This is a genomic window from Fictibacillus marinisediminis (assembly GCF_023149135.1).
GTDB classification, from domain to species: Bacteria; Bacillota; Bacilli; order Bacillales; family Fictibacillaceae; genus Fictibacillus_C; species Fictibacillus_C marinisediminis.
The window spans coordinates 3,724,098-3,747,834 of sequence record NZ_JAIWJX010000002.1 but is presented as its reverse complement, the minus strand read 5'-3'; the positions used below and the strand labels follow the sequence as shown (position 1 = coordinate 3,747,834).

General features: G+C 36.5%; 15 protein-coding genes. 13 read left to right on the top strand and 2 right to left on the bottom strand.

Features of this window, described 5'->3' with window-relative positions:
- Window positions 1–27: 27 nt before the first annotated feature.
- Window positions 28–738: a L,D-transpeptidase family protein gene (locus LCY76_RS19700; RefSeq protein WP_248254046.1), complete on the bottom strand. Its 711-nt coding sequence runs from the start codon at window positions 736–738 to the stop codon at window positions 28–30.
- A gap of 76 nt (window positions 739–814) precedes the next feature.
- Between LCY76_RS19700 and LCY76_RS19695 the strand changes: the two genes are divergently transcribed.
- From LCY76_RS19695 to LCY76_RS19675, 5 genes are all read left to right on the top strand, one after another.
- Window positions 815–2,407, top strand: coding sequence for a M14 family metallopeptidase (locus tag LCY76_RS19695; RefSeq protein WP_248254045.1), 1,593 nt, complete (start codon window positions 815–817; stop codon window positions 2,405–2,407).
- A 175-nt stretch (window positions 2,408–2,582) separates the two neighbouring features.
- Window positions 2,583–4,190, top strand: a complete 1,608-nt coding sequence (locus tag LCY76_RS19690) for a M14 family metallopeptidase (RefSeq protein ID WP_248254044.1) — start codon at window positions 2,583–2,585, stop codon at window positions 4,188–4,190.
- A 468-nt stretch (window positions 4,191–4,658) separates the two neighbouring features.
- Window positions 4,659–7,328 carry a hypothetical protein gene (locus LCY76_RS19685; RefSeq protein ID WP_248254043.1) on the top strand — a complete coding sequence of 890 codons (2,670 nt, stop codon included), beginning with the start codon at window positions 4,659–4,661 and terminating at the stop codon, window positions 7,326–7,328.
- A 999-nt stretch (window positions 7,329–8,327) separates the two neighbouring features.
- Entirely contained in the window at window positions 8,328–8,468 is a 141-nt protein-coding gene (locus LCY76_RS19680) for a hypothetical protein (protein ID WP_248254042.1), read from the top strand.
- A 237-nt stretch (window positions 8,469–8,705) separates the two neighbouring features.
- The gene (locus LCY76_RS19675) at window positions 8,706–9,398 is read left to right on the top strand and encodes a thioesterase II family protein (RefSeq protein ID WP_248254041.1); all 693 of its coding nucleotides are present in this window, start codon (window positions 8,706–8,708) and stop codon (window positions 9,396–9,398) included.
- Between the two features lie 643 nt (window positions 9,399–10,041).
- Here LCY76_RS19675 and LCY76_RS19670 read toward each other — a convergent pair.
- Complete coding sequence (locus tag LCY76_RS19670; RefSeq protein WP_248254040.1) at window positions 10,042–10,836, bottom strand: response regulator; 795 nt, start codon at window positions 10,834–10,836, stop codon at window positions 10,042–10,044.
- Between the two features lie 397 nt (window positions 10,837–11,233).
- Here LCY76_RS19670 and LCY76_RS19665 point away from each other — a divergent pair, with 397 nt between their 5' ends.
- From LCY76_RS19665 to LCY76_RS19630, 8 genes are all read left to right on the top strand, one after another.
- Window positions 11,234–14,923 (top strand): AMP-binding protein, encoded by a 3,690-nt coding sequence (locus LCY76_RS19665; protein ID WP_248254039.1) that lies wholly within the window; start codon window positions 11,234–11,236, stop codon window positions 14,921–14,923.
- Between the two features lie 105 nt (window positions 14,924–15,028).
- A complete protein-coding gene (locus LCY76_RS19660) occupies window positions 15,029–15,283 on the top strand; it encodes a phosphopantetheine-binding protein (protein WP_248254038.1) in 255 nt (84 codons plus the stop codon).
- A gap of 193 nt (window positions 15,284–15,476) precedes the next feature.
- The gene (locus tag LCY76_RS19655) at window positions 15,477–18,212 is read left to right on the top strand and encodes an AMP-binding protein (RefSeq protein WP_248254037.1); all 2,736 of its coding nucleotides are present in this window, start codon (window positions 15,477–15,479) and stop codon (window positions 18,210–18,212) included.
- Between the two features lie 77 nt (window positions 18,213–18,289).
- Complete coding sequence (locus tag LCY76_RS19650; protein WP_248254036.1) at window positions 18,290–19,027, top strand: nitroreductase family protein; 738 nt, start codon at window positions 18,290–18,292, stop codon at window positions 19,025–19,027.
- A gap of 7 nt (window positions 19,028–19,034) precedes the next feature.
- A complete protein-coding gene (locus tag LCY76_RS19645; protein ID WP_248254035.1) occupies window positions 19,035–19,883 on the top strand; it encodes a hypothetical protein in 849 nt (282 codons plus the stop codon).
- A 144-nt stretch (window positions 19,884–20,027) separates the two neighbouring features.
- The gene (locus LCY76_RS19640; RefSeq protein WP_248254034.1) at window positions 20,028–20,519 is read left to right on the top strand and encodes a cysteine hydrolase family protein; all 492 of its coding nucleotides are present in this window, start codon (window positions 20,028–20,030) and stop codon (window positions 20,517–20,519) included.
- Window positions 20,520–21,049: 530 nt separating this feature from the next.
- Window positions 21,050–22,414: a serine hydroxymethyltransferase gene (locus LCY76_RS19635; protein ID WP_248254033.1), complete on the top strand. Its 1,365-nt coding sequence runs from the start codon at window positions 21,050–21,052 to the stop codon at window positions 22,412–22,414.
- Between the two features lie 55 nt (window positions 22,415–22,469).
- Window positions 22,470–23,735: an MFS transporter gene (locus LCY76_RS19630; RefSeq protein ID WP_248254032.1), complete on the top strand. Its 1,266-nt coding sequence runs from the start codon at window positions 22,470–22,472 to the stop codon at window positions 23,733–23,735.
- The last annotated feature ends 2 nt before the right edge of the window (window positions 23,736–23,737 follow it).

Sequence of the window (23,737 nt, the reverse complement as noted above, 5' to 3'; positions counted from 1 at the left end):
TGCCTGGCACCAAAACACCCAAAAACTTTAATACATATCCTTCATCTGTTTCACTGTCCCTTGAATGAACACTGGTTTCTTGGCTGGATCCATCCATTTAAGCAGCTTCACCACATTCTCTTGCGACACTGCCGTACAGCCGGCTGTCGGTTTGTCCGACGCTCTCCAAACATGGAAGAAGATCGCACTTCCAGCTCCTTTAACAATCGGATGTGTATTGTACTCGATGACTGCACCGTAATGATAAAGCGGCTCAAGCTTCATGCGTTCAAAGGACTTCCAGCGCTTTTCTGGATCCCCTTTGTACACGATCCATTTGTTGTAATCCCTGGATGTCACATCGTCGACCCAGTAGTCGTACTGATCAGTTTTTGTGTAAGGAAGATCCACGCCGGAAGGTTTCTTAACTGTTCCAAAGCTTTGGCCGATATAAAAGATGCCAGCGGGGGACTTTCCATCACCTTCTTTTTTCTTCGGACTGATGCCGTTTTTCCCGATTACAGCGGGCATGGAGTATTTCTTCACCCATTTTCCCTTTACATACTCATATGCCGTGATTTTGGCCGTGAATTTGTCTGCCTTGTCCGCTGTCACAAATACTGCCTGTTTTGCCTTCTTCTCTTTATACACTTTTTTAAGCAAGTCTTTTTGATGAGAAGGCATGGAAACTGCATACGAAGGAGTGAACGAACAAAACGCAAAGATTCCTAAAACTAGTAAACTCAGAAACTTCTTCATTATTCTTTCCTTTCTTTACCGTTTTTCTTTTATTATACAATCTTTGCTATGGCATAAAAGTGTTTAGGAGGTAATTATGAAAAAGAACCTAGTGATTTTCATGCTGGCTATGCTTATTTTCCTATCCGGCATTGCGCCAGAGGCTTCAGCAGCAAGCATGGTGAATCCGATTCAAACGTATACATACACAGAAATGACGAGGGACATAAAAGCTCTTGCCAAAAAATATCCAGATCTGATTCAATACCGTTCTCTTGGCAAAAGTCCGTACGGCCGGGAAATCTGGGCCGTTAAACTTGGAAAGGGAGATGCCACTGTTTTCTACAATGCTTCCCACCATGCCAGGGAATGGCTCGGCACCAACATTGTTATGGAAATGATCGACCAATACAGCAGCTCGTATGCCAGCAAGAAAAAGTTTGATGGCTATGATGTTCGAGCTCTATTAAATGATGTTTCCATCTGGTTTGTGCCTATGGTGAATCCCGACGGAGTTACTCTTCAGCAGCAGGGAGTCTCTGCTTTTCCGAAATCCGTACAAAGCAAGCTGATCAAAATGAATAAAGGAAGCAGAAACTTTAAGCACTGGAAAGCGAACGGCCAGGGCATTGATCTAAACCGCCAATATCCTGCAGGATGGAACCTTCTTTCCAAGCGCATCAGCGGGCCAGCTTCCCAAAATTACAATGGAAAGAAGCCGCTTGAAACGATTGAAACAAAGCTCATGTATGACTTTACCTATTTTGTCGATCCGGAAGCTACCATTTCCTATCATACATCGGGAAGAATACTGTACTGGCATTATCGTACGAAAAAAGAAAACTACAGCCGCGATTATACGATGGCAAAAGCGATTGGTTCGATGACCGGCTACCGCCTTGTAGCTCCTAGCAATTCGGCCAGCGGAGGGGGCTATAAAGACTGGTTTGTGTCATCATTCGGCCGCCCGGGGTTTACACCTGAACTCAGCTATCACGTCGGGGAAACCAATGTGCCGGTTAGCATGATATCCGAAGAATGGCGCCGAAACAAAAAGGTGGGTCTATACGTTGCAAATGAAGGACGAAAGCTGTGGGAAAAGAAAATTAAGAAAGTAAACATGCCGATCACAACCTTTGATTCGATCAATTTGTATGACCGCCCAGGAGCAGCCTATAAAACAATAGCAGTATTCAAGCCGCAAAAGGTAACGGTGATTGCCGTGAAAGGAAACTATTTCAGGCTGAACACAGCATCGGGTAAAAAGTGGATCCCTCAGGATCACTACTTAAAAGGGTCCTATAACGTCATTGATCTTGTAAAAAAACCAAAGTCTCTTCTATTAAAAGAAAAGACCCAGCTGTACAGTCTGCCAGCCACCAGCAAGAAATACGCAAAAACTCTTCCGGCAGGTGAAGCAAAAGCAATTAAAGAAGCCGGAAACTGGTACGGCGTACAAACGAAATACGGCTTAAAGTGGATTCCAAAAAGCAAAACAGCGGACTTTAACCCAAAGACCGTATCCTTGGAAAAAACAACAGAAGCTGACACTGCAGTGTATATCTTACCATTGGATTCAAACAACTCAACTGTTACTATTCCTAAAGAAACAGCGATTTCCATCACAAAAGAATGGAACAGCTGGCAATATGTAAGCTCCCCGGCCTATAAAGGCTGGATTAAAAAATAATTTGAGCGCTTTGGTGCCAGGCACCGCGATTACATAAGTATGTAATTGCAGTGCCTGGCACCTTTATTTGACAAAAAGATACGTAATTATCCTTATGTTCTGAATTATTCCTTTTCTAGTATAATTAGAGAGTTAGGGAAAAAACAAAAACTCCATAAAACACAGGGGGAAAAGGATGAAAAAAACATTATTCGCTCTAGTACTGGCTGTTCTTGTCGGCCTGTCTGGCTTCAGCTTTACGCCATCGGCTGCGGCAGCCAGCTATGTTAACCCGATTCAGACCTATACATACTCAGAAATGACAACGGATATGAAGCAGCTTGCAAAAGCTTATCCGGACCTTGTTCAATACCGTGCACTCGGCAAAACAAAGTACGGCCGAACCGTCTATGCGATTAAGCTGGGAAAAGGGGACGCCACGGTATTCTACAATGCCTCTCACCACGCACGCGAATGGATCACAACGAACATCGCCATGGAAATGGTGGATGCTTACAGTGATGCTTACAAGAAAAATACAACCTACCAAGGCTACAACGTTCGCAATCTATTAAATGATGTATCGATCTGGATCGTACCGATGGTTAATCCAGACGGGGTTACCCTTCAGCAATCAGGATTAAAAGAATTTCCAAAGTCTGCACATGCCGGCCTCATCAAAATGAACAAAGGAAGCAAAAACTTCAAGCGCTGGAAAGCCAACGCGCAGGGTATTGACCTCAATCGCCAGTATCCTTCCGGCTGGTCCCAGATTCCGCGAAGCGAAGCACCGAAGCCTTCCTATCAAATGTACAAAGGAACAAAGCCGCTTGAGGCACCTGAAGTAAAGCTTCTCTATAACTTCACGTCCTATGTTAACCCGGAAGCGACCATTTCTTATCATACATCCGGACGCATCCTTTACTGGCACTATCTAAATAAAAAAGCAAACTATAACCGTGATTACGCGATGGCCAAGGAATTCGCGGCCATGACCAAATACAAGCTCGTTAAAGCGAACAACGATGAAAAGGGTGGAGGCTACAAAGACTGGTTCATCACGCAATTCGGCCGTCCTGGCTTAACACCGGAACTGAGCTATCATGTTGGTGAGACCAATCCTCCGGTATCCGTGATCAATGAGGAGTGGAACCGAAACCGTAAAGCAGCTCTTTATGTAGCAAATGAAGGAAAGAAGTTGTGGGAGAAGAAGTTTACAAAAACGAACACAACGATCACAACGTTCGCGCCATTTAACCTGTACGACCGTCCAAGTTCCACTTACAAAACAAACACAAAGCTAAAAGCGCAAAAGCTGACGGCGATCGGTACAAAGGGCAGCTATTTTAGAATCAGCACAAAAGATTACGGAAAAAAGTGGATTCTAAAAGATAACTATGTAACAGGCACTGTCACTGATTTTCATACGAAGCCAAAAACATTCCTTGTAAAAGAAGCAACACCGCTTTACTATTCTCCAATTGCATCCAAGAAAACAACAAGCAAACTTTATGCAGGTGAAGTTCAAGCCATTAAATCATATGGCAGCTATTACGCGGTCAAGACGAAGTTCAATTATGACCTCTGGATCAAGAAGGACAGCAATACAGTAGACTTCAATCCGACAGTCGTGAACCAGCAAGTTGAGCTAAAAGCGGATACACCGCTGTATTCCCTGCCGATCGAAGCAAAGAAAACGACAACCACCCTTAAGCCGCAAACAGTGAAAGCTACGAAAAAATGGAGCAACTGGCTTTATGTAGAAGGAACAGAAGGCAAGGGCTGGATACAACAGAATCAATAGTATTAGGACTAAATAAGGACTGCCATTTGGCAGTCCTTATTTCTTTTTTTCGACAAATGGAAAAAAAAGAATATTATTTTTTAAGAAAACTATTAATATCTGACAAAAACTGTCGATAATACTTTTGTGGCAAGTGAAGATAAGAAAATAGACTTGTACTTAATGTACTATTAATATTGTAATTTATGTTAATAGATAGTAAAAAAATAACATTAAGTTTACAAAAAATACTAGCTTTTTATCGTAATTTGTTATATCATATGAAATGTATTACACAGTTGGAAGATTATCCCTATTTTAATATACTAAATACCTAATAGGTGATCTGGTCCGACAAAGGCTTTTGGTTTTAAAAATTAGTTGGAGCTGCAATAGTTACATAGTTACATAGCTTCCTTGTCCGGAAGATTTTGCTCTCTGATTAGTTTTTATAAAATAATTGTGATTTAGGAAGGGGAATTTTACGTAATGGACAAAAAGAAAGCACTTAAGATCGCGACAGCAACGACTGTTGCAGCAAGCGCATTCGTTTCTGTTGCACCAGCTACATTCGCTGCTTCTACATCTGCAGCAAGCAAGGCAGTAACAAAAGCAGAGGCAGATGCTAAGAAAGTAAAAGATCAATACAATGCAAAGAAACTTGCATTCAAAAAAATTGACACTAAAGCTGCTGTAAGCTCTTATAACAAAGCTGTTGCTGAAGTTAAAAAGCTTAGCAAAGGCAAAACTAAGTCTGCTCTAGAAAGCAAACTTAAAGCAGTTAAAGGCATTCACACATATGCTGCTAACTACAACAAAGCTCTTGACCTTGGTGCTGCTCTTGCAACAGCTACTAAGAACGTTAACGACGAGCTTAAAAAAGCTGACTTCGATCTTGCTGGAGCTAAAAAAGATCAAGCTGCTCTTAAAACAGCTACAGCTAACTTCTCTAAGCATGTAGTAAAAGGTACTGTATACGGTGAAAGCCCGCGTGCACAATTCACTGCTAAATACCTTACTCCAGCTAAAACTGCTGCAACTGCAGTAGACAAAAAAATCAAAGCTGTTGAAGCTGAACTAAACGACGTTAAAGTAGCAACTGCATCTGTTGAAGCTCTTGAATTAGCTGTCAAAGCTCTTAAAGATGAGGCTTCTGTAAAAACTGCTGAAGACCTTGTAGCTCCAGCTAAAGCTGACCTAGCTAAAGTTGAAACTAAAGCAGTTAAAGAAGATCTTACTACAAGAATCGCAAATGCTGAAAAAGCAATTGCTGACAAAAAAGCAGAACTTGCTGTTCCTAAAGTTGAATCTGTAAGTGCGATTAACGCTAAAACAGTTACTGTAACATTCAGCAAAGCTCTTGATGCTAAAACTTTAAAAGATAGCAATGCAGCTGACGTAATTACTGTAGCTGCTGGAGAAGGTGCTCTTGACGCTGGTACAATCACTCAAGAACTTAGTGCTGACGGCAAAACTCTTACTCTTAAAGCTCAAAAGTTCTTTAAAGGTGAGTATACAGTAAAAGTTCCTTTTGAAATTGTAAAAGCTGTAAGTGGTCAATTTGTTAGCCCAGTAAACCAAAAGGTTACAGTTAGTGACACTACTGCACCAGTTCTTTCTTCTGCTAAAGCTACAGTTAAGGACACAAAAGATGGAATTAAATCTGTTACCTTAACTTTTAACGAAGATGTTTCTTCTATTGACACTGTGAAAATTGGTAACCAAAACTACACACCTGTAATTGTTGGGAACACAGCTACAATTAATGTAGACCTTGATGCAACTAAAGCGTACGATTTAACAGTTGTAAATGCTACTGATGCAGCTGGTAACATGAAAGATGTTCAATCAGCTCCTGTTACAGTTTCTGTTGACAATGTTGCACCATCTATCACAAGTGTAGTACCAGCAGGTGAAAATAAAGTTAAAGTAACATTAGATAAAGAATTAAAAAATGATTCACTAGTTTTATCTGCTAAAGTTGGAACGTTTACTACTGATATCTTCTCAAGCGCAGTAGTTAATCCTGAAAATAAAAAAGAGTACACTGTTACATTGAACAGCAGCTACCTATTCAAAAATGGAAGCACTGACACAGTAACATTAACAGTAGCTAAAGATGCGCTTCAAGATTCTTTAGGCAATTCTAATGCAACTGAAATTACAAAGTCTGTTACCCTTGCTAAAGATACAACTACTCCTGCCGTATCAAACGTAGCAACTACAGTAGTTAATGGTAAAGTAACTGCATTTGAATTAACATTTAACGAAGAAGTAACATCCTTAGACGCTTCTAAAGTTTATGTAGTGAATTCTAAGGGTGAAATCATGTCCCTAGCTAATGTAGCTACTCCATTAGTAAATGTTGACGATAACAAAAAAGTTGTGTTTACTCTAGTAAATGGTTTAACGGCAGATAAATACAGCTTCGATTTAGCAGAAGGATTCGTAACTGATAAGTCCCTTGCCGCTAACAAAAACACTAAGTATTCATTTATGGTTGATGTTACTGAAGCTGGGAAGCCAGTTGAAACAACGTTTACTATTGCAGATGTAACTGAAACTGACAATGTTGTTACTGTTGATTTCGGAGCTAAAGTAAAAGCAACTGGAACTGGTTCTGCATTAAATCCAGCATCTTACCAAGTTAATGGAGTCACTTTACCTTCAGATACAAAAATTGAATTTGCTAAAGATAACAACGGTGCAGTAGTTCAATCTCAAGTTGTAATTACTCTTCCTGAAGGATTTGTAAAAACTAGTGATACTAAAGCTGTATTCCGTGTTACTGGAGTACAAACATTAGACAACAAAGTTAGCAATCCTTTCATTAAAACTATTGATGTTGAAGACAACGCTGCTCCAGAAGCAAAATCATTTGTAGCAACTGACCTTGATGAAATTACTGTAACTTATTCAGAAGCACTTAAAGCAATTGTGTTAGGTTCTGATGTTACAGATGAAGTAAATCTTTATGACAGCAAAGGTGCTTCTGTGGCAATTGAAGATGCAACAGTTTCTGCTGAAGGAAAACTTGTTCTTACAGTGGCTGATTCTTCCGTTGTAACAAAATTAACAACAGTGGAAACTAAAGATTCTGCGGAAATTCTAGACCTTGCAGGAAATTTACAAAAAGTTGGTTTAACTGTAAATAAATAAGTTTTGATTGTGCTGGATTAAGGATTGGAAACAATCTTAATACGGCACCCCTTTCCTGGAAAAACCACAGAGACATTATGTCTTTGTGGTTTTTTCTTTGTTTGTTATTTTGCTTTTATAGTTCTAGGTATAAGGCAGTCCGAACAAACATTTTACTCGCGGTTTATAGAAATAAGCCATAATTGGTATTCAATATATAAGATGTAATATTACTACGTACGTTATAAACACACTGGGGGGTGTTTTACAGGTTATTACATGTTAAATAAGATGTAATATGTCTTAATACATTCAGCCCCCAAATTACGCATTAAAAAGAGTCCTGGCAGCTAGCTAGCAGGACTCTTATTGCTTATAGATAAAATAACTTGTTTAAGCGTTCATACTCCTCTTTATTTCTTCGAAACCCAGGTGTAATAGCACCCTGCTCCACCCTTATAATAGTATCTTCCTCCACATAGATGCTCAGGTTACCATAACGGTACTTAATAACCCCATTTTCCTCATTACCTTTTATGCGTAGGAAAATATTACGCGTTAGCTTACGTTGAGCAATTGATTTCGAAGTGTTTTTGTTATTAGTCTCCTTTTGATATCCAATGAATGCTGCATCGCTCAAATCATATAACGGTATTTCAATTTTTAAGGTTTGCTGCTTTTCATGATTACCTCTAGCAATATAATGTGCAAGGTTTTCTTTACTTGAAATGCATTCATACTTAACCCTTAGACGACGGAATGTACGATTTAGGCGTTTTGCTCTCTTTTTAAACCATTCGCTTTTACCAGAAAGAGAGCGGTCTACAAAATCAGAATCTATGTAAATTTTCCCCCCTTTTAATTGACGTTGTTGAATTTCTTGTTCACCTTCCTCAATCTATTATATACGAACTCACGTTCCGATATAAAAAATATTTACATTTAATGGGTCGATGATGAAGGATTATGTCTTTTCAAGTCGAATTTTTTCTTTTATTCGAATGTGGAGGTGGATTATGGATGAAAAAGCGGTATTCAAAAGGAGAGCATGATTTTATTAAAGGCTGTACGAAAGCCATCCTTCAGAATAATGGGGAGTTGTACCATTCCTTGTACGATGTTAATGGCATTAAAAGGTATGTTACTCACAAGAAGACATAGCCGTATCACATACTTACCGTTTCGTTAGTTGGTACTTTATCTGTTTTCAGAGGAGTACTGTTCCGTCGTAAATGCAATAGATAATGTAGTTGTAGCATTTATAGTAAAGTTAGGGTCTTTCTAGATGTCTAGATGGTAAGAACAACATTAAAAAAACTTTTAACCAGTTATTCCAAATTGAAGACAAGGTCTAAATAAAATTATCTCATAGATAAAATCATAGGAGGACATTAAGCTTTGAAACTAATTACGTTTGCATATGCTGGTGGGGATGGACATGTTTATTATAGAATGAAAAATAAATTCTCAAAATACGGTGTTGATTTACTACCTTATATGTATAAGGGAAGAGGCAGTAGAGTTGATGAGGGATTTTATTCATCATTATTTGAAGTAGGACTTGAAGCTTCAGAATTTATTATGAATAACATTGATATTGAGGAAGATTATATGCTTCTGGGTCATAGTATGGGAAGCATAGTTGCCTTTGAGTGTTATCAGCAACTGGTGAAAATAGGATGTAAATTGCCAAAGAAGATATTCTTTTCAGGCCAATATCCTCCTGATAAATTGAATACGATAAAGTATGATTTGGGAAATGATAGTAGATTAGTATATCAGTTATCTAAACTAGGAGCTATTACTACTGAATTACTATACATCCCTGAATTTAAAGAAATTTTTTTACCAATCATAAAAAATGATCTTCGTCTAATCGAAGAGTATACTTTTAGAGTTTCACAAAAAATTATAGTGCCAACAATTATTTTAACCGGAAGTCAAGATGAAATAAGAGGTGAAAAAGTGGATGGCTGGTCGGATCATTCCACTCAAAAACCTACATTTATAGAAATTGAGGGAAATCACTTTTTTCTATTTAAGCAAGGTATAAATTACGATTTTTTGTTAATTGAAATTTTCAAAGATTAGTTTATGTTTTGCATTAATTCCACGGCACAGTTACTAAATGTATTTTATTAGATAAAAGAGCTAAAACTAAGAGATGCTTTATTTGTATTATAGGAAATTGGTTTAGGGGAAATTATTTAAAAATGACAAGTCTGTTTATGCCTAAATATCAGTGCATATGGTGTAATGCTGAGCCAGCTTCTTGTCTCATTGAATCTCCTTTTGTTGTGGAATGCCCCAAGACTCAAGAACTCCTTCGATTTTCCCTTCGAAATAATCACAATCCTTTTTTTGTGGGGAAGCAGTTTAAAACATATCTAAAGAAAGCCGAGGTATGGTTGCTTCTTACCATAATTCTAACCAAAAGTTTCTTTGTGACATAAAATCAAAGCTATGAAAAAAGCAAAATACTCTTATTGGTATTTTAAATTAAACAAAAACACTATAAGTTTCTCTAATACCATAATTACACAAAAAACAATGATAAACCACTAGGAAGTAAATAAAGCAAGGACAAAAAGTAAGCGAAGAAATTTTTTTTATTCGCTATTCTTTTAGATAACAAATGAAAAAAATAGTGAGAAAAATGACGACTACGTACAGAGTATATGGAAATCTATAGTATCAATGTTTACAAAGTAAGGAAAGAATCTATGTATTCATCTTACAAATCAGTTTTAATTTTATCAGCATAATAATGGATAAATTCCATGTATGTTGGAACACACTTATCGGAACGAATGTGTGCTGTGTAATACTTGGTCAGATTGTCCATATTACAACTACTCCAAGCATTATTAATTGCATTTTGCATTGCACGCGATACGCTGGCTTCGGTTTTGCTATATTTATTGGCTATTATGAAACACACTTTGGAGGTTGGATCCTCTAGTAGTATTTGTACTGCATTTGTAAGATATTTACGTCCTTTCATTTTAGGACTGATGCCAATGTGATTAAACTCGCTAAAAAGCCTTTTTTCCATTTTTTCTTGAGGCTTCTGTGGAGTATGAGGAGTGTTATACGAGACTGAGCGGACGGAATTACTCTTGTTGGAGCGTTGGATTGATTGTTTAAGTGCTCTTAAAAACTGAACGCTATTTTGTGCACTGTAATTTTCTTTGTATTTAGGTATTATAAAATCCGCTCCAAATTTACGAGCTTGATTATGAATAATCTGACTATTGTTATTAGTAGTAACGAGAATAAAAGGTTTATGATCAATCTTTTGTTGAGCCATATTTTCTAAAAATGATAAACCGTCTCCTTTACCATTATGCAATTCTAAATCCAACACAATGACATCAGGCTGATAAGAAGAGAAATATTCAAGTGCTTGCATACTGTCTTTAGTAATTCCCACTAATTTTACATCAGTAGTGCTTTCTATGTAGTTACTCATTGCTTGACATTCAGCTTCATCATCTTCAACCAATAGAATAGTTAAATTATTTTCCAAATTTTTCACTCTTTCCTAAAAATTGATAAAAACTGATAATAAAGTAAATTTTATTATAAACAAATGTCGATGTAAACGTAGTAGTTGCAAAACGCAACTATAGTATCATTAAAAAGTTTGTCTAGATTTAAAAAGGAAAGTCAATACGTGATGGTTTAAAGCTATTGTTATATTATGCGTAAAACTCTAAGGCTGTACCTTGCCACATGTATTTAAAATTGAGATTAAAAATCACTAAGCAGAGTTTTTAAAGGCTGCTTCATAATTGTTTTGTGTAAAAATATAGACAAATTACTCAGCCAAGAGCACTAAATAATACTCTTCTAGGCTAATAATAAAAATTTCTATCAATAAAAAAATAGTAATATGTATCTATTTATCTAATGGAGGCATTCGCATGTACACAATTAATAAACAAAAACCTGCTAGGATGATCATGGATGTAGATTCGAGTATTAATCGGACAGTTTTAGATGCATTCAAATCTTATGCAACCAGCAGATTAACAAGGATTGAGCGAATTGAAGAGGAGATTATTTTGCCTGAGGGACATACTGCAACCCTTGATAATACTATTGTGACTGCAGCAATTCTTGGTTCGTTACTCAGTTCTGAAGGTCGAGTAAACGTGGGTATAACTACCGATGAATCTCCAACTTATATCGAAATTGACACGACTAAACTACATGATATCAACGATGTCCATGCTTTCATACATAATCTACGTTATAACAGTGAAATACCAAGACTTAATGGTATAACTCTGGACATTGAGGTGTCGAATATTAAGAGTAACTTGTCAGAAGAATCATCAATATGGCTGCTAGCCCAAAATGGGCGTTGTACACTTTCCATCAAGGGTGATTGTATTGACTCCAATATGTTTGCGCATTTGTGTAAAATTACGACTTTTGCATTTGAGAAAGCTCTTAAAGATAAAAAGGTTATACCTGCAGTCGATAGTTTACCTACCCGCCCTAAATACATACAGCGTCAGCACAAGTCCATGATTGAACACATCTACAATCACAAGCAGAAAAATCCATTAAGTATGGCAATTTTAGATGATGTGAGTGGGAAAATATTAACCTATGACGAACTTTGGAAAGCATCAGAATCAGTTATACAGCAGGTGCGTGAACAAATAAACACTCAGGAGGCATATCCCAGAATTGCCATATTCATTGAACGGAGTTGGAAACACTTAATCTCTGTGATCGCAACCCAACGTATGGGTGGAACCTGTGTACTTATAGATTTGACAAATCCTGATGATCGGATACGAGACTTTCTGAATGAATGTAGTCCTGACGCTATAATTTCTGCTGTCAATGTAATAGACAGAGCACGTAGTCTAACAAGCTATCCTGTACTAGATTTTGATAAAGGAATATATGAGCACACACAGCTTAAACAAGAAAACGATGAATGGATCAAAACTGACAATGATGTGTGTTTCATTGCAGGTACTTCGGGAACTACTGGACGACCTAAGGCAGCTTGTTTATCTTACAGCGGGATGGCAGCTACAATTGATACTATCATTGACACTGCTGAGCTAGGCACAAATTCTAGAGGATCATGGCTATCGTCGCCTGGATATGGAATGATCGAAGTAGATCCGCTTCCAGTGCTTTGTGCCGGCGGAACTGTATGCATCCCATCATCTGATGTTTTGAAAGATATTAAGTTGCTGGCACACTGGTTCACTAAAACCAATATCACAAACACGCTAGTTATGACATCAATTGCAGAAGCTCTCTGGGCTAACGGTTTTCATAGTGGTTTACAGACAATGCTAGTTGCAGGTGAACGTTGTAAGCAGTGGCCGAAGACAGAATATCGTGTACTTAACGTCTATGGATCTGCAGAAGCTGCTGTTGTATCTATAGAGGATTTATCTGAAGCGTCGCGTCGTACATTGTTACCTAGTGTTGGACGCGCAGTACCTGGTGTAAACATGTATGTGGTTGATGATGATGGAAGAGAGTTGCCAGCGTGCTGTATTGGTGAATTGATTATTACTGGTGAAACACTGTCCAAGGGTTATATAGATTATAAAGAAACTCAAAAATCATTTCGCCCAAATGAATTGGATACAACTTCGAAACTGCAATATAGTTCCGGAGATCGAGCACGTATGAGTTTGGATGGAACTGTCGAAATTTTCGGACGTTCAAATGCACTTGTGAAGATAAGAGGGCATAGAGTGGACTTAGCAGAAATTGAAATAACTGCACTTGAAGTTTCAGGTGTGGCAAAAGCTGCTGCTCTTTGCTTCAATGATAGCGCTGGAGAAATACTTGAACTATTTATTGAGACGGCTCCAAATGCTGAGAACGTCAAAAATGAGGTTAGGCAATATCTTAGTAAAAAGTTACATCCTGCTGCACAACCTAGTCAGATTAGAACAACAAAGTTGCCTCTAGGATACAATGATAAGGTTGATTATGCTGCATTACGTTCCAATCTAGTGGAGCGAGATAAAGTACACACAGCTTTTTACCCGTCTACGAAAAATGAGACTGCTTTGCGTGAATGTTGGTTGGCATGGACTAGATGTGATGAGATCACTCTTGAATCTAATTTCTTTCAAGAAGGCGGAGATTCTTTGCGAGCTATGCGGATGCTAGGGGATTTGACTTACAAGTATGGAATCAACATCGAAATGAGCCCCTTTCTTGAAAATCCAGTATTCTCGAACCTATTACATCTATCAACTATCTCTCAGACAATTGACATGCCAAAATTTGAGAATCTGCCTATTGATCAGCAATTAGAGCCCTTCAATCTCACTGAATATCAACAAGCTTTATGGATAGGTCGTGGCTCTGATTTCAATTATGGAGATATAGGTTGTCAAGGGTACTTTGAGTGGGAAGTTGAAGACTTGAATCGAGATCGATTTGCTCGTGCGGTAGTCATGCTGGTCGAGCGTCACCCAATGCTAAGAGCGACAATTGATGATTCAGGATGTCAAAGAATCGGAACAGTTGATGCGAGCCAAGCAGTCGAGTTCATAGATATAAGTGATCTTTCACCAAATGAGATTGAAAATGAGATTAACAAGATGCGTAAACGCATGGCAAATCAGGAAATTGGAATAGCAGAATGGCCTCTATTTCGATTCGTTGTGAGCCAAATCAGTCCACAGATAAGCAGAATTCATTTCAATATTGACTTATTAATCGCAGATGCATGGTCGATCTTTCAAGTAATTATCCCGGACATAATTGATCTATACAGTAAAGAAGAAACAGAATTACCACCTATTCACACCACATTTCAAGATTATGTGGCATACCGGAACAAAGTAAAACATAGTGCACAATATCATTCTCATCGTGAATACTGGTTAGAAAAAATCCATAAGTTGCCTGATGCCCCAAAGTTACCTCAACTTGAACAAATTGAAACTGGTGCTCCAGTGAGGTTTGAAAGATTTGAAGGTACACTTGAAAAAGAGAAATGGGAACTACTCAAAAGCCAAGGACAAGAACGGAAAATCTCTCCTTCTGGTGTTGTGGCCCTAGTATTTTGTGAAGCATTAAGCAGCTGGAGCGAAAAAGATCAATTTACTTTGAATCTTCCCATCTCAGATCGAATGTCAATCAATGACGACATTAATTTTGTAGTTGGAGATTTCACTAATCCGCTACTTGTACCCTACGAAGTTGCTGCTGATGACACACTTCAAACACGTGGACAGCTTTTACAGGAGGCAATTTGGCAGGCGCTTGATCATCGACTTTTTACAGGAGTTGAAGTTTTACGCGAACTATCCCGACTTAAACGTACAGGTCCTAAGCCGTTGATGCCAGTAGTGTTGACCAGCCTTCTTGGACATCAAGGTCGTCATGATGTCTCTTTATTAGGGCGAGAGGTATTTGGTACGTCACAGACTCCACAGGTAACTCTTGATGTTCAAGTTCGAGAGTCAAAGGGAACGCTGCATTTTAAATGGGACTACATCGTAGGAGTTATTCGGCCTGATGTAATCGAGGAAATGTTTAGTTCTTTCTGTGACTTGCTAAACCAACTTGCCGATGAGCCTGGAATTTGGAACCAAAGCTTACTCGATGTTTGATTCAAGGTATAGGGTTTGACCAGTATTTTTCGAAGTATGTCGCATGTTCCCGCAATTCGGGAACGTTGATAGATCAACTTAAAAAGATTGAGGGAGGATATATTTATGAACGAATTAAACAATAACGAAGGCATTTTAAAAAGGGTAGTACTTGTGTTTTCTGAACAACTTAACCAACCAGGAGTTCTACCGGAAGACAATTTTTATGATTTAGGTGGTGACTCTTTAACTGCAATGAAAATCAAAAATGAACTAGAAGAGCAGTTATCGATAAAAGTATCTATTGAAAGCATTATGTTGACTGAGACAATTGGTGAGTTCGCTGATGATCTGGCAGAAAGAGTATTAGTCGTAAGCTAGAATATTTTTTGAAATATGAGATCACATTGGAGGAATAAATGTTTCTTATCTCTTTTGTGATCTTGTATTCTATTCACCTATTTTTTAATGTATTTTCTACTAAACACGGAATGTAACTTTGTTTACTCTTTAAACAAATACCTTCTTTTTGAGGTTAAACAAGTGAACTTTCTAATAAGGAGAAGGATACAACATGCATATTAAAATGACAGAACTACAAAAAGAATATCTAATGTTTAAAGATAATGACTCTCGAGAAGGAGTAGGTACGAACCATTACATAGAATTTATATATAATGGTCACATTAGAGATTTTGAACAGGCTTTTGAAAAGTTAATTGAATCTCAACCTATGCTAAATGCGAGGATTTTTGATAATGAGAATTTTATTATCGAAGAAGTTTTAAAATATAAAATTCCAGTTCATGAGAATCAGCACTTTGATTCTTCATTAGTAGAACTGAAGAGAAAAGAATTATCTCAAAAGAAATATGGAATGAAAGATTACCCTCTCTTTACAATAGAAGCGATTGAAGAGAAAGAAGGCCTTAGAATTTTTTTAAGTATAGATCTTCTTATTACAGATGGACTAGGCGTTTCCGAGCTTATACAACAGTTAAAGATGTTCTTATCTAATCCAATTATGTCAGGTAATGATTATTCAAATGAATTGTTGCATATACAAAACTTTTATCAAGAAACAAGAAGTTGTGAAAGATATATAGAGTCAAAAGATTACTACATAAATAACATTGAAAATATCTATCCAGCTCCTCAAATTAATTATCAGACGGAACAAACGATGGCTATAGATTTTTTACGTCAAGAATGCAGTATTAAGAAGGATCTTTATGAACTACTTAAAAAAAAGGCAGATGAGCTATCCACTTCTGTGACGAGTATCCTCCTCACTTCATATTCACTAATTCTCTCTAAATGGTCCAAAGAGCAAAATTTCTCAATTAATTTATATTATTCTAATCGTCCAGAAGGGAAAGAATATCATAAAATAATCGGTAATTTCACATCTTCATTTTTATTGCAGACAAGTTTTGATTTCGATAAATCCTTCAAAGAGAATATTCAAAGACTTAAGTTAAGTCTTGATCAGGCTTCAAGATATAAGTATTTTGAAACAACGGAAGTAATACGTGAGATGAAAAAAAAGTCCCTTTCTGCAATTACTCCTGTATCTTTTACATCATTGTTATTTAATGAAGAAGCTGATTTGTTTGATAATGTATTAAAGGAAGATTATTGTTTTTCACCGAATCTAGAGACGTATCTAGATTTTCAGGTAAAAAACATAGGAGAAGAATTGAATATTTCTTGGAACTATCGAAGTGATATGTTTGACACAACTATAATTGATACAATGTTTTCTGAATACTGCTCATTAATTTTTGGATTTTTAAACTCAACTGAAGACGTTATTAGCAATTATACTCTTTCAAAGAAGTCCGAATTAATTTCAAAATACGAGAAATACAATTCTCAAACAAGTAAGATCGATTTTAAATTCAATACATTAAAGCAACACTTAGAAAAAACAGCAAACAAATATCCAGAAAAAGTATTTGCAACTATTAATAACACTGAATATACCTTCAACCAAATATTTGATTTGGCCCAAAATAAAGCCGAGGAAATTCGGAGAATAAAAAAAGAGCATAAAAAAAATAAAGTACGTATTGCATTCAATGGAAAAAAAAATATTCATTCTATTGTTTGCATTTTTGCCTGCATATTAACTAATGATTCTTTTTGTGTGGTCAATGAGAGTTTTGGAGATGAAAAAACCGAAGAAATTCTTTCAAGTATACAAAACTACATCTATTTTAAAAATGGTGAATTAACCAAGATATCTGATATAAATGTTCACATCGATAAAGAAGAAGCATATGTAATACACACATCGGGAACAACAGGACAACCTAAAGGAATAATAATTACAGAAAAAGCAGCTCTAAATACGGTTTATGATATTCTTGAAAAGTTTAATATCACTCAAAAAGATACAGTAATGAATATTTCAAATTTGTATTTTGATCTTTCCATTTTTGACATTTTCGGATCGATAATTTGTGGAATGTCGGTTGTTTTTGTGGAAGCCTACGATAGTACTTGGTTTTTTGAAAATGACTATCACAATAAAATCAGCATTTGGAATTCAACACCTGCTTTAGCGAAAGAATTTTTACTAAAGTATAAATTTGAAAATTTGAGAGGGATATTAGTTAGCGGGGATTTCGTACCGAAGAAAACAGTTGAAGAGTTATTTTGTAGTTATGATCGTATCCAATTATATGCTTTAGGGGGAGCAACAGAAGCTTCCATCTGGTCAAATTACTATGATTGTTCTTCTTATCAAAATGTTTCTACTATACCATATGGTGTGCCGCTTGCTAACCAAGAGCTATATATTATCGATTCAAAAGGGGACTTGTGTGATTTTCGGGTTTTAGGAGAAATCTGTATAGCAGGAAAAGGGCTTGCAAAGGGTTACCTTAGTGAAAAACAAACGAATGATTCGTTTGTTTGGAACGAGGAACTGAAGGAAATAATATACAAAACAGGAGATTTAGGTTACTTGGGAACGGACAATCTCATTTATATAGTAGGAAGAGTTACAAGTGAAATTAAGCATAATGGTTATAGAATAGATTTACGAGAAATAGAAAAATATATTAATAGGCAAGCTGATGTCTCAAACTCAGTTGCTTTTATCGAAAAGATGCAAACTGGTCGTACACGATTAATAAGCGCTATAGTTTGTAAGGATAATCCAGATATTAAGAGACAAATACGTTCTGAATTATCAAAGAAATTGCCTTTATATATGATACCTAATCGTATTATTTCGATTCCAGAAATACCTCTGACGAAAAATGGTAAAGTTGATATAAAATCTCTTTGCAGCATGTTATAAATTCAAATTTGATTAGAAATAAGAGTTTATTCACATAAGTATTTCCTTGAAAACAAGTGATTAGGGGAGAAGATTAAATGTTGAAATGGAATTTCTCACCAAATATAGAGGAGACATTTTTGGACTATCATATGAGCTCCATTAATGAACCGGAGTTTTCTTTTTCACAAATTTATAGGCATCAAAATAGAAAACCTATGACAAATGATAATTATCCTTTAATCAAGTTAGAATATTCACTGGATATGGATAACTCATTTGAAAAAACACTATATGAAAGAAAAACATGTGTTAGTCACTTTAAGAATAACCAGAAAATTAATAAACAATTGATTTCAAAATTTTGTAATTTGGCTTTCATTGGTGGTGATGGAAAAAGACGTAAACGCAATTATCCATCAGGAGGATCTGAATACAATATTAGAATTCACATTTTATTGAATGAAAAAAACGTAGATTCAGAAATGATCGTATTCGGAAACATCGGGGAAGTGAATTGTGATACTGGCAATTTAATGATAAAGAAATATGAACCGTGGGAAAAAATTAATACTGCTTTTATACAGAAATATTTAGCTGATACAGCACAGTTTTCTATAGTTCTTACTGTTGATTTAAACTCCATTTCAAAAAAATATCATGATATTTCCTATAAATTAGTTCAGCAAGAAGCCGGTCACATTGGACAAAATATACAATTGGTATCTCAATATATGGGAATACAAAGTGTCCCATTGGGAAGTTTTTATGATACTGCGTTAAACAATACTATAAATGAAAAACAAACTGTACTTTATGCATTTTTATTAGGGTAGGTGTCAAATGAACTTTTTAAATCATAAATTTCAAATAGTGAAAGAAGCAAATATTATCATTATAAAAAACAGTATATCAAATAGTGCATTAGTTACATTTAAGGATAACGGAATTGATTTGGATAAGTTTAAACAAATCATGTATTACGGGCAGAGTGATGAAACAGATGGATCTTTAGAGTCATTAGAGATGGATAAACTAATTAACTCATTTCCATTTGGTTTTACTTCTTGTTCCGATAATAGAATGAAATCACTGTTTAAATTTATAAGGCAGTATACTGAGTTTTTCTTACCAGTAATGATCTCCAGAGATTTGTTTGAAGAGTATATAAATCGAGTTGAAGAGATCATTATAGATAAAAAAATTTTTGATGTGTATTTATCTCTGGGCAACTCTTTGCCACATCTGTCAAAATTACTTTCCGAAATACCTTTTCTGAACGTTACTGAAGAGAATGACGATATAAAGAAAGATAAATATGACATTGTAATTACAAAAGGAAGAGATTATGAGAAAGATAAGCTGTGGGTGCAAAAGAGTGAACGTATTCTGTTCTTAAATGTGACTCAGAGCAAGATTGAAATTGGCCCGCTTGTATTTGCTTCAAAATTCATAATCCCTAACATTGAATTTGAATCTATCAATACATCATCTACACATATACTAAAACAAGAGGAATCATTAATCTGTTTCTTTTTAGAACGGATATTGTATATTAATTTTTTTGAACTTTACGATAAAACAAGCGGAATTGAATTTTTCCCCACACGCAGCCGCATATGTATTGATAGGATGAATTTACATGGTTATGGCGAACTTGTTCCAATGTATCCGATCCAACTTGAGGTTTAAAGTGCAATATAATAGATTATTTAAAACTAAAGTCTCTTTTCTTGTAAAAATATAACTGTTAATATTTAACTGTACATATTTTATCTTGTTATCACACTGTTGATTTCAAGTTAAATAATAAAGCATTTATTAGGAGGAAGTATTATGCAGAACAAAGCTTTAGTAGTAATTGATATTCAAAATGATATAACAAAGAATTACAAAGACATCATTGACAATATCAATAAATCAATTGATTGGGCGGTTGAAAATAAGATTCATGTTGTTTATATAAGACATGAGAATTTGTCAGCCGGTACGAGAACTTTCAAAACAGGTACACGAGGTGCCGAATTAGTTCCAGATTTAAAAATTGTATCAGAAAATGTTTTTACAAAATATAAAGGAAACGCATTAACAAGTGAAGAATTTGCAGACTTTATTAGTAAAAATGAAATAGAAGATTTCTACATTACTGGAGCAGATGCTATTGCTTGTGTTAAGTCAACTTGCTATAACTTGCGTAAATCCAACTATGGAGTTAGTGTACTATCAGATTGCATTACCAGTTATGATAAGAAAAAAATTGACGGTATGATAGAGTATTATGAAAGTAAAGGAAGCGAAATCATTTGTTTGGATGACTTGGTGAGTTAAGAACTTTAGGTCCGTTTAGAGATGCTGGTTGTCGAAAGTGAAAAGCTTTCGTTAATTAGCATCGTTTTTTTTGATATAGTTCAATTGAAAACATCTAACGCCCGTAGTATTTAATATGCCTAAAGAGAAATCGGACGAGATGGAACATCATAGAGTAAAGCAATAGGATAATACGCATTATATAGACAGCTGAATAGGCTGTCTTTTTTCTATTTCAGATATTATTACATGATGCCCGATGCTTTCCGAAAGATATTCAGTTTTAAATTGAAGTCTTCATATTTTATCTAGCAATTTTAGATGAATACAAAACACAGATAATTGACCCAATACCTTAGATGTACAAAAAGTAACTTTTAATCACCTGATAGTACAGAAAACAAATATTTAAAGTAACGGATTAAAGAATTTTTTATCTTTATACTAAAACGGAACAATGAAAAGTAGTGATATTTCTTAGTAAAGCGATGTTTGCAAATTAATTTTTGTGAGCATTAGTTTAGTTTCTATTAAAGAAAGGAGTGATGCATTTGGAGGATTACAGAATTAGAGAAAGTTTTATGGAGGAATTCGCAAGTGACGGAGTTATTCGATTAGCAAATGAGGATCCAGAGCTATTTGCTTTACTAGATTTAGAGCATCAACGACAAGTGAACACATTGTCCATGGTTGCTTCATCCAGCGTCGCAGATCCCTCAGTTCTGGCATGTGAAGGATCAATATTGACCAATGTCACGACAGAGGGTTATCCAGGGCGACGTTTTCACGGTGGTTGCAAATATATCGATGAAGTAGAGAAAATAGCAGTCGAACGAGCAAAGTTAGCCTTTGGTGCTCGCTATGTGAATGTTCAGCCACACTCCGGATCGAGTGCTAATCAAATTGTCATGTTCAGCATTCTTCGTCCAGGTGATCGTGTTCTTGGTCTCGACTTAGATAGTGGTGGGCATCTTACTCATGGATCGCGTGCCTCTTTTTCTGGCCAGGTTTTTGAATCATTCGCATATGGACTCGACGAAACGGGACGCATTGATTATGATCAAGTACTTGATTTAGCAAAACGTCATCGACCTCATTTAATTATTTGTGGTGCGAGTGCCTATACTCGGGTAATTGACTTTGAACGTTTTAGAAAAGTTGCTGACGAGATTGGAGCATTCCTACTTGCAGATATATCCCACATTGCTGGCTTAGTTGCCAGCGGCGTTCACCCAAGTCCAATTGATCATGCACATTTCACTACAACTAGTACTTATAAACAATTGTATGGCCCTCGTGGTGGACTGATTATGAGTGGAAGAGACTGGGATACTCAAATATCAGGATCAAAAACACTAGCCGAAGTTATTCATAGTGGGGTATTTCCAAAAATGCAAGGTACACCGACACTAAGCGGTATTGCAGCTAAAGCACGCGCTTTAGCAATTGTTAATACTACTCAATTTCGAACACTTGCACAAAATATTGTGAGCATGGCTCGTGAATTTGGGGAAGTGATGTCAGACTTAGGCTATTGTGTACTAACTGGTGGTACTGATAATCATATGGTATTAGTTGATATCGGCAAACGCGGTTTATCAGGAAAAATTGCTGAAAATGTACTTGAAGAGAGTGGAATTATTGTTAATAAAAACAAAATACCAGGTGACAAAAGAGGACCGTTAGTAACAAGTGGAATTCGGTTTGGAACCAACTCACTAGCCATACGAGGCATGGATGCAGCCATGAAAGATTGCGCGACACTTATCGACAAAGTACTTTCTAGAGTTGAGCCAATTAATGACACAGACTATAGAATCGAGTCTTATGTAGTAGATGAAGTAAAGAATAGTGTCATAGATTTATGCAGACGCTATCCATTACCTCATTATGAGAAGCAACAAGTTTTGTTATGAAATCATTATTAATATTTTAAACTAAACCATTATAAAAACTAAGGAGATATTAGATATGAGTTCAACTAACAGTTCTTCAAAGAGAAAACCTGGAATGCCATTTATCCTATCTTTAGTCTTTATTGACATGTTTTGTTTGGGAATCATTATTCCAGTGTTGCCAATTCTAATCGGCTCACATACAACAGATCCTCAAACTCAAGCCCTTTGGTATGGTGCTCTAGCTGTAAGTTATGGAATGATGGAGTTCTTCCTAGGGCCTTTGTTGGGAGCACTCAGTGATAAATTTGGACGTAGACCAATTCTTGTGTTGTCGATGTTTGGTCTTGCGGCTAGTAACTTTATGATTGGAACTGTTTCGTCGTTAGGAATGTTGTTGTTCGCTCGTATCATAGCTGGTGCCACACAATCGACTGATGCTGTTTCCAATGCCTATGCTGCTGATATAACAAAACCTGAGGATCGAGCTAAGGTATTTGGTCAATTCGGTATAGCGTTTGGAATGGGTTTCATCCTAGGTCCATTATTAGGTGGTTGGTTAGGAGATATCAATATCAATTTACCATTCTATGTGGTCGGAGTATTAGCACTTGTCAATGGGCTTTATGGTCTTTTCATGCTACCAGAGTCACTTCCGAAGGAAAAACGCGCTTCATTCTCACTGCGACGCGCAAACCCAGTATCCGCTTTTGTGGTATTGGTTCGTCGACGTGATATTGGTCTTTTAATTGTTGTATGGGTTCTATTTCAGTTAGCATTTGCAATGATGATTGAATCTTGGGTACTATACACAAACTTCCGTTTTGGCTGGGATGCGAACATGAACGGTATCGCGCTGGGATGTGTTGGAGTAGCCACGGCTATTGCCCAGGGTGGTTTAATGAAAGTGTTTGTGGATAAATTTGGTGAGGAACGTACAGTTCTTATTGGTCTATTCACGGGTGCTGTTGGATTCGCATTGTATGGTCTTGTTCCACAGGGATGGATGATGTTCCCGATTATTGTATTAACGATTCCATTATATTTAACAGGTCCGGCATTGTTAGCGATAGTGTCAAAAGCAACGAAGCCGACAGAACAAGGAATGACCATAGGTTCTTTAATGTCTGTGCGTACGTTAATGGTCGTAATTGGACCTGCGTTTGCTACTAGTGTCTTAGGATTAATGGCAAAACAGGTGGGTGTACTGCCTCATAGCGATATGCGATTGGGTATGGTGTTCTTTATTTGTGCACTTTTATCGGTTATATGTATTGCAGTCGTTAATCGTCATCTAAGTCGATCGCGTAAGGCATCTGAAAATGCAGAGTCTATTGCGTAAGA

Bases quoted from the DNA above. Each gene is read 5' to 3' on its own strand.
- LCY76_RS19700 (WP_248254046.1), bottom strand. From the start codon at position 738: ATGAAGAAGTTTCTGAGTTTACTAGTTTTAGGAATCTTTGCGTTTTGT.
- LCY76_RS19695 (WP_248254045.1), top strand. From the start codon at position 815: ATGAAAAAGAACCTAGTGATTTTCATGCTGGCTATGCTTATTTTCCTA.
- LCY76_RS19690 (WP_248254044.1), top strand. From the start codon at position 2,583: ATGAAAAAAACATTATTCGCTCTAGTACTGGCTGTTCTTGTCGGCCTG.
- LCY76_RS19685 (WP_248254043.1), top strand. From the start codon at position 4,659: ATGGACAAAAAGAAAGCACTTAAGATCGCGACAGCAACGACTGTTGCA.
- LCY76_RS19680 (WP_248254042.1), top strand. From the start codon at position 8,328: ATGAAAAAGCGGTATTCAAAAGGAGAGCATGATTTTATTAAAGGCTGT.
- LCY76_RS19665 (WP_248254039.1), top strand. From the start codon at position 11,234: ATGTACACAATTAATAAACAAAAACCTGCTAGGATGATCATGGATGTA.
- LCY76_RS19660 (WP_248254038.1), top strand. From the start codon at position 15,029: ATGAACGAATTAAACAATAACGAAGGCATTTTAAAAAGGGTAGTACTT.
- LCY76_RS19655 (WP_248254037.1), top strand. From the start codon at position 15,477: ATGCATATTAAAATGACAGAACTACAAAAAGAATATCTAATGTTTAAA.
- LCY76_RS19650 (WP_248254036.1), top strand. From the start codon at position 18,290: ATGTTGAAATGGAATTTCTCACCAAATATAGAGGAGACATTTTTGGAC.
- LCY76_RS19645 (WP_248254035.1), top strand. From the start codon at position 19,035: ATGAACTTTTTAAATCATAAATTTCAAATAGTGAAAGAAGCAAATATT.
- LCY76_RS19640 (WP_248254034.1), top strand. From the start codon at position 20,028: ATGCAGAACAAAGCTTTAGTAGTAATTGATATTCAAAATGATATAACA.
- LCY76_RS19630 (WP_248254032.1), top strand. From the start codon at position 22,470: ATGAGTTCAACTAACAGTTCTTCAAAGAGAAAACCTGGAATGCCATTT.